Raw genomic sequence first — 6,511 nt, forward strand, 5'->3', positions numbered from 1 at the left:
CGCGTCTTACCAGACCTGAACCCCCAACTGGCCCCGGAGCGATCCGGGGTTTTTCTCGTCACTCCGCCGCGCAATTTACCTTGGGGTAAACTTTCTTGACGCAAGTCAAAGCCAGCAAGGGCAGTTCGTGGTTAGGTGCATTCAATGCAAATCAGACCAAGGATGGATGTGATGACCAGCAAGATTCTCTGCCCGACCGACGGGTCCGACCACGCGACGATTGGTGTCATTCTTTCGGCTGAAGTGGCCAAGGCGACCGGCGGCCACCTGACGATCTGCGTGGTGAACATCGCGCATGGCGGCGTGCGCGGCCCGACCATCAGCCACTGGAAGTCGGAAGAGGTGGCGAGACTTCTGGCCGACGCCGAGGCGCTGGCGAAGAAGGAAGGCGCAAAGGATGTCGGGACCGTCGAAGTGGTGGCCCGAGAGGCAGCTCCGGCGATCATCGCCTATGCCGAGCAGAACGGATATACCCATATCGTCATGGGAACCGGCGACAAGCGGGGCTTGCAGCGCCTTGTCCTGGGCTCGGTCGCGAGCGAGGTGGCCACCCGCGCCCATTGCACCGTGACCATTGCCCGCTGACTGCGCTTGCGGCTAGGCTTCTCGCAAAGGTTGTGACCCCGGACCCCGGAGCTTGCCGCTTCCGGGGTTCATCATGTTTACCATCAGGAAGAAGATTTGACACAGGCGCAACTTTGTCTCTAGGCTGGACCGCATAAATCAGAGCGCCCGCGCGGCACCAATACCCAACACTGGAGGTCACCATGAAGAAAAGAGTTGCCGTCATCGGAGCGGGGCCCTCGGGCCTTGCGCAGTTGCGCGCGTTCCAGTCGGCCAAGGCGAAGGGCGAGGATATCCCGGAAGTCGTCTGCTTCGAGAAGCAATCGGACTGGGGCGGGCTGTGGAACTATACCTGGCGCACGGGCCTCGATGAATTCGGCGAGCCGGTGCATTGCAGCATGTACCGCTACCTCTGGACCAACGGGCCGAAAGAGGGCCTGGAATTCGCCGACTATTCCTTCGAGGAGCATTTCGGCAAGCAGATCGCCAGCTACCCGCCGCGCGCGGTGATGGTCGACTATATCGAGGGCCGCGTGAAGAAGGCCGGCGTGCGTGACTGGATCCGCTTCGCGACCACGGTGCGGATGGTGAAATACAACGAAGCCAAGGGCAATTTCACCGTCACGGCACATGATCTGAAGAACGACCGGATGTACGACGAGGAGTTCGACAACGTCATCGTCGCCTCTGGCCATTTCTCGGTGCCGAACGTGCCCGAGTATCCCGGATTCGACAAGTTCAACGGCCGCGTCCTGCACGCGCATGACTTCCGCGATGCGCGCGAGTTCGCAGGCAAGGACCTGCTGCTCCTGGGGTCGTCCTATTCGGCCGAGGACATCGGGTCGCAGTGCTGGAAATACGGCGCGAAATCGATCACGGTCGCCTATCGCAACGCGCCGATGGGCTTCAAATGGCCGTCGAACTGGAAGGAAGTGCCGAAGCTGGAACGGGTGGACGAAGACACCGCCTATTTCTCGGATGGCACGTCAAAGAAGGTGGACGCGATCATCCTGTGCACCGGCTACAAGCACCACTTCCCGTTCCTGCCTGATGATCTGCGGCTGAAGACGGCGAACCGGCTGGCGACCAACGATCTCTACAAGGGCGTGGTCTACGTCCACAATCCGAAGCTGTTCTATCTGGGCATGCAGGACCAGTGGTTCACCTTCAATATGTTCGATGCGCAAGCCTGGTGGGTGCGGGACGCGATCATGGGCAAGATCAAGATTCCGACCGACAAGAAGGTGCTGCTGAAGGACGTCGTGGACCGGGTGGCGCACGAAGACGCCGGCCAGGACGCCCACGACGCCATCCACTATCAGGGCGACTATGTGAAGGAGCTGATCGCCGAGACGGACTATCCGTCCTTCGACGTCGACGGCGCCTGCGAGGCCTTCTTCGAGTGGAAGGAGCACAAGAAGCAGGACATCATGGCCTTCCGCAACCATGCCTACAAATCGGTCATCACCGGGACGATGGCGCCGGTCCACCACACGCCCTGGAAGGACGCGCTGGAGGATTCGATGGAAAGCTATCTGAAGAACTGATCAGGTCTTCAGCGACAGAAAGCGGCGCCGGAAATGGCGCCGTTTGCATTTTTGGGCAGATTGGGACCGGCAACAGTGATCACCGGGAAACTTTCTTTCGCAGGGATCAATTTTTTCTCGCCATGACCCGAAGCCCGTGCTTTCCTGCGCGGCATCAGGTCGCAGGCAAAGCCGAGCCCTGAGACGATTCTGCGCCGGACGAAGGAGTGGCTGGGGAACAGGACTGAACGACCGACGTCCGCAAAGACTTGATTCATGACCGCATATCGGAGGGAAGGGCAGGCAGGAAGAAATGCCCAAGAGCCGCGTATGTCGCCCAACAGGAGAGAGGGAATGACGACTGAAACTGGATCGGGCCAGATGGTCCGGGCGCTGACCTGGAAGGGCGCCTTCTGGGTTGCGGCAGGGGTGCCGCCCCTGGTGCTGTTCTCGATCGGCGGGATTGCCGGGACGACGGGGAAACTGGCCTTTCTGGTCTGGATCATTTCGATGATCATGGGGTTCCTGCAAAGCTTCACCTATGCCGAAATGGCGGGAATGTTCGGCAACAAGTCGGGCGGAACCTCGGTCTATGGCGCTACTGCCTGGCTGCGCTATGGCAAGCTGATCGCGCCGCTGTCGGTCTGGTGCAACTGGTTCGCCTGGTCGCCGGTGCTGTCGCTCGGCTGCGCCATCGCGGCGGGCTATATCCTGAACGCCCTGTTCCCGATTCCCTTGGCGGAAAGTCAGGCGGTGGTCGACTGGGTGACGGCGCATCTGGCGGACTACACCGCCACGACGCAGTCGGTCGTGGACTACATGGCCGCGAATGCGGGCGTGACGGCCGAGGATGCGATCAAGGCGGTGGCGGCCTCGGATGGCGTGGCGGCGCTGACGCCCGCGTTCCGCACCTGGGAAGCCTTCCAGATCGCCATCCCCGGCCTTGGCAACCTGCACTTCAACTCGACCTTCATCATCGGCGTGATCCTGATGCTGATCATCCTGATGATCCAGGAGAAGGGCATCGCCTCGACGGCCTCGGCGCAGAAATGGCTGGCGATCATCGTGCTGGTGCCGCTGCTGCTGGTCGGCCTGGTGCCGCTGGTCAACGGGTCGATCAACTGGATGAACGTGACCAACCTGGTGCCACCGACCGCGGCCTATTCCGGCGTCGACGGCGACTGGTCGATCGGCGGCTGGACGCTGTTCCTGGGCGGCATGTACATTGCGGCCTGGTCGACCTACGGCTTTGAAACCGCGGTCTGCTATACCCGCGAGTTGAAGGACCCGAAGACCGACACGTTCCGGGCGATCTTCTATTCCGGCCTCTTGTGCTGCGTGTTCTTCTTCCTGATCCCGTTCTCGTTCCAGGGGGTCTACGGGGTGGAAGGCATGCTCGCGACCGGCATCGTCGACGGCACGGGCGTCGGCGAGGCGATGGGCAACATGATCGGCGGCGGGCCGGTGATCACCCAGATCTTCGTGATCCTGATGATCATGGCGCTGTTTCTGGCGATCATGACGGCAATGGCGGGTTCGTCGCGCACGCTCTATCAGGGCTCGCGCGATGGCTGGCTGCCCAAATATCTGGGCGAAGTGAACAGCCACGGCGCCCCGCACAAGGCGATGTGGACGGATGTTGCCTTCAACGTCATCCTGCTGGCGCTGGCCTCGGATGTAGCGGGCTACTTCTATGTGCTGGCGATCTCGAACGTCGGCTACATCATGTTCAACTTCCTGAACCTGAATGCCGGCTGGATTCACCGCATCGATTCGGCCCATATGGAACGCCCGTGGAAAGCGCCGACATGGCTGATCGGCATCAACACCGTGCTGGCCTTCGTGAACGCGCTGTTCCTTGGCGCCGGGGCCAAGGTCTGGGGCTATGAGAATGCGCTGTGGTCGGGGCTGGTCTTTGCCGCCTTCATCTTCCCGGTGTTCTGGTATCGCCATTACATCGTCGATGGCGGCAAGTTCCCGAAAGAAGCCTATGACGATCTGGGCCTGAAAGAAGGCGATCTGGGCGAACGCAAGGCCGGGATGCTGCCCTATCTGGCGCTGGTCGCCGGGGCGGCGGTGGTGCTTTGGGCCAACTGGTTCTTCGTGCTGCCGGCCTGAGTGCCTGTTTTCTGACGCTTACGGAAAGGGGGCCGCGCAAGCGGCCCTTTTTTCATGCAATGTTTTCTGCGAAGAAAAATACTTGCATTTCATTATTGATTTTCGTCGCAGACCCTAACAGACTTGGCGAAAATCAGACCAATTCAGGGAGACCGCAGATGACCAATTCCTGGCGTTTTTCGACGCTGATCGACCGCCACCGCGCGCTTGGCTCGAATCTGGAAGACTGGAGCGGGATGGGCACCGCCTGGTCCTATTCCAAGGGCGACCCGGATGCCGAATACATGGCAATCCGCACCAAGGCCGGGCTGATGGATGTCTCGGGTCTGAAGAAGGTCCATATCACCGGCCATGCCGCCAGCCATGTGATCGAGCGGGCAACCACCCGCAACGTGGAAAAGCTGATGCCGGGCCGCGCGGTTTACGCCTGTATGCTGAACGACGCGGGCAAGTTCGTGGATGACTGCGTGATCTACCGCATGGGGCCGAACAGCTTCATGGTGGTGCATGGCTCGGGTGCCGGGCATGAACAACTGACCATGGCGGCGACCGGCCGCGATGTGTCGATCCGCTTTGACGACAACCTGCATGATCTGTCGCTGCAAGGGCCGCTGGCGGTGGATTATCTGGAAAAGCACATTCCGGGCGTCCGCCAGCTTGGCTATTTCAGCCATATGCCGACCAGCCTCTTCGGCAAGCCGATCACCCTGTCGCGCACCGGCTACACCGGCGAGCGCGGCTATGAGATTTTCTGCCGCGGGCAGGATGCGGTGATGATCTGGGACCGGATTCTGGAGGAAGGCGCTTCCATGGGGATCATCCCCTGCCGGTTCACCACGCTGGATATGCTGCGCACCGAAAGCTACCTGCTGTTCTTCCCCTTCGACAATTCGGAAATGTATCCGTTTGAAAACGAAGGCCCCGGCGATACGTTGTGGGAGCTTGGGCTCGACTTCACCGTGTCGCCCGGCAAGGTGGGTTTCCGTGGCGCGGAAGAGCATTACCGGCTGAAGGGCAAGGAACGCTTCAAGATCTGGGGGCTGAAGCTGGAAGGCAAGAATGTGCCCGGCAACGGTGCGCCGGTGTTCCGGGGCGATACGCAGGTCGGCGTGGTGACGCAGGCGATGTATTCGCCGCTGAACGACTGGACCGTGGCCATCGCCCGCCTGCCGGTCGATTGCGCCAATGAGGGCACCGATCTGGTGGTGAAATGCGGCACCCATGGCCCGATCAAGGCCAAGACCCATTCGCTGCCCTTCTATGACATCGAGAAGAAGCGCCGCACGGCCAAGGACTGATCCTGCCTGAACCCGGTCGGGGGCCTGTCGGCGCGGACAGGGGCCCCCGGCCGGGTGCAAATCCACAAACGGACGGCCACAAACGGACGGCCACAAACGGACGGAATGCATGACACAGACCCCCCTTTCCACAACAATCAAAAGTCGCCCGGTCTATGCGACGCTCGCGCCGCGCCCGGGCCGTCTGCATCTGATCGTGGCCGATGGCGAAGGCGCCGAAGCCGTGGTTGACCTGATTGCCCGCGCGCCCGACCGCGCCGCGATGCTGGCTGCGGCGCATATCCTTTACACACCCGGCCCCAATGGCACCGACCAATGGGACAGCCTGCAAGCCTTGGGGGCCGCGCAGGTGTTCCGCGCGCCGACCATCCCCACGCTGTTGCCGCGTCTGGCCAAGGTTCTGGCTGATGCCCATATGGGCACCCAGTTCTATCTTGCCGGCACCGAAGGGTTGATCGGGCAGGCCGAGCGCGACATCATGGCGACCGGCGTGCCCTTCGTGGCAATCCAGAAGGAACATCGCGGCTCGACCGTGCGGCGCGTGCAATGCGTGCATTGCAAGGGCATCACCGAAAACGTCGCCACCGATCCGTTCCGGTGCAGCCATTGCGGCCTGAACCTGTTCGTGCGCGACCATTACTCGCGCCGTCTGGCGGCGTTTCAGGGGGTGAATATTGATGCGGAAGACCCGGGTCAGGTGCCCGAAGCGGTGGTGAGGTTCCAATGAGCGGCGGCGCAAAACTCCACGTCCGCGTGGCCGAGGTGGTGCAGGTCAATGACCTGATCAAACGTTTCCGCTTTGTGGCGCGTGATGGCGGTGCGCTTCCCGCCTTTTCCGGCGGCGCCCATACCGTGGTGGAAATGGACGACCACGGCACAAGGCGGCTGAACCCCTATTCGCTGATGTCCGACCCCGAGGATGGCTCGGGCTATGAAATCTCGGTGCGGCGGGACGATGCCGGGCGGGGTGGTTCGCTGTTCATGCACAGTCACGTCGTGCCGGGG

At 61.7% G+C, this 6,511-nt stretch carries 6 protein-coding genes and 1 pseudogene; 6 read left to right on the forward strand and 1 reads right to left on the reverse strand.

Going from position 1 to position 6,511, the window contains the following annotated elements:
- Positions 1–171 precede the first annotated feature (171 nt).
- Entirely contained in the window at positions 172–585 is a 414-nt protein-coding gene (locus tag JNL31_RS07575; RefSeq protein ID WP_294971828.1) for a universal stress protein, read from the forward strand.
- Positions 586–767: 182 nt separating this feature from the next.
- Positions 768–2,111, forward strand: a complete 1,344-nt coding sequence (locus JNL31_RS07580) for an NAD(P)/FAD-dependent oxidoreductase (protein WP_294971831.1) — start codon at positions 768–770, stop codon at positions 2,109–2,111.
- 8 nt (positions 2,112–2,119) lie between these two features.
- Here JNL31_RS07580 and JNL31_RS07585 read toward each other — a convergent pair whose 3' ends face one another.
- Complete coding sequence (locus JNL31_RS07585) at positions 2,120–2,368, reverse strand: hypothetical protein (RefSeq protein ID WP_294971833.1); 249 nt, start codon at positions 2,366–2,368, stop codon at positions 2,120–2,122.
- Between the two features lie 76 nt (positions 2,369–2,444).
- On the opposite strand from JNL31_RS07585, the gene JNL31_RS07590 reads away from it, so the two are divergent.
- From JNL31_RS07590 to JNL31_RS07605, 4 genes and pseudogenes are all read left to right on the forward strand, one after another.
- Positions 2,445–4,208: an APC family permease gene (locus JNL31_RS07590; RefSeq protein ID WP_294971836.1), complete on the forward strand. Its 1,764-nt coding sequence runs from the start codon at positions 2,445–2,447 to the stop codon at positions 4,206–4,208.
- Between the two features lie 158 nt (positions 4,209–4,366).
- Complete coding sequence (locus tag JNL31_RS07595; RefSeq protein WP_294971839.1) at positions 4,367–5,506, forward strand: aminomethyltransferase family protein; 1,140 nt, start codon at positions 4,367–4,369, stop codon at positions 5,504–5,506.
- A gap of 109 nt (positions 5,507–5,615) precedes the next feature.
- Positions 5,616–6,233: a dimethylamine monooxygenase subunit DmmA family protein gene (locus JNL31_RS07600; RefSeq protein ID WP_174209871.1), complete on the forward strand. Its 618-nt coding sequence runs from the start codon at positions 5,616–5,618 to the stop codon at positions 6,231–6,233.
- Positions 6,230–6,511: pseudogene (locus JNL31_RS07605) on the forward strand (oxidoreductase); the annotation flags it as partial. The gene JNL31_RS07600 and the pseudogene JNL31_RS07605, both read left to right, overlap by 4 nt.

This window comes from Tabrizicola sp. (assembly GCF_016792905.1).
In the GTDB taxonomy this organism is placed as follows: domain Bacteria; phylum Pseudomonadota; class Alphaproteobacteria; order Rhodobacterales; family Rhodobacteraceae; genus Tabrizicola.

Bases quoted from the DNA above. Each gene is read 5' to 3' on its own strand.
- JNL31_RS07590 (WP_294971836.1), top strand. From the start codon at position 2,445: ATGACGACTGAAACTGGATCGGGCCAGATGGTCCGGGCGCTGACCTGG.
- JNL31_RS07580 (WP_294971831.1), top strand. From the start codon at position 768: ATGAAGAAAAGAGTTGCCGTCATCGGAGCGGGGCCCTCGGGCCTTGCG.
- JNL31_RS07575 (WP_294971828.1), top strand. From the start codon at position 172: ATGACCAGCAAGATTCTCTGCCCGACCGACGGGTCCGACCACGCGACG.
- JNL31_RS07595 (WP_294971839.1), top strand. From the start codon at position 4,367: ATGACCAATTCCTGGCGTTTTTCGACGCTGATCGACCGCCACCGCGCG.
- JNL31_RS07600 (WP_174209871.1), top strand. From the start codon at position 5,616: ATGACACAGACCCCCCTTTCCACAACAATCAAAAGTCGCCCGGTCTAT.
- JNL31_RS07585 (WP_294971833.1), bottom strand. From the start codon at position 2,368: ATGAATCAAGTCTTTGCGGACGTCGGTCGTTCAGTCCTGTTCCCCAGC.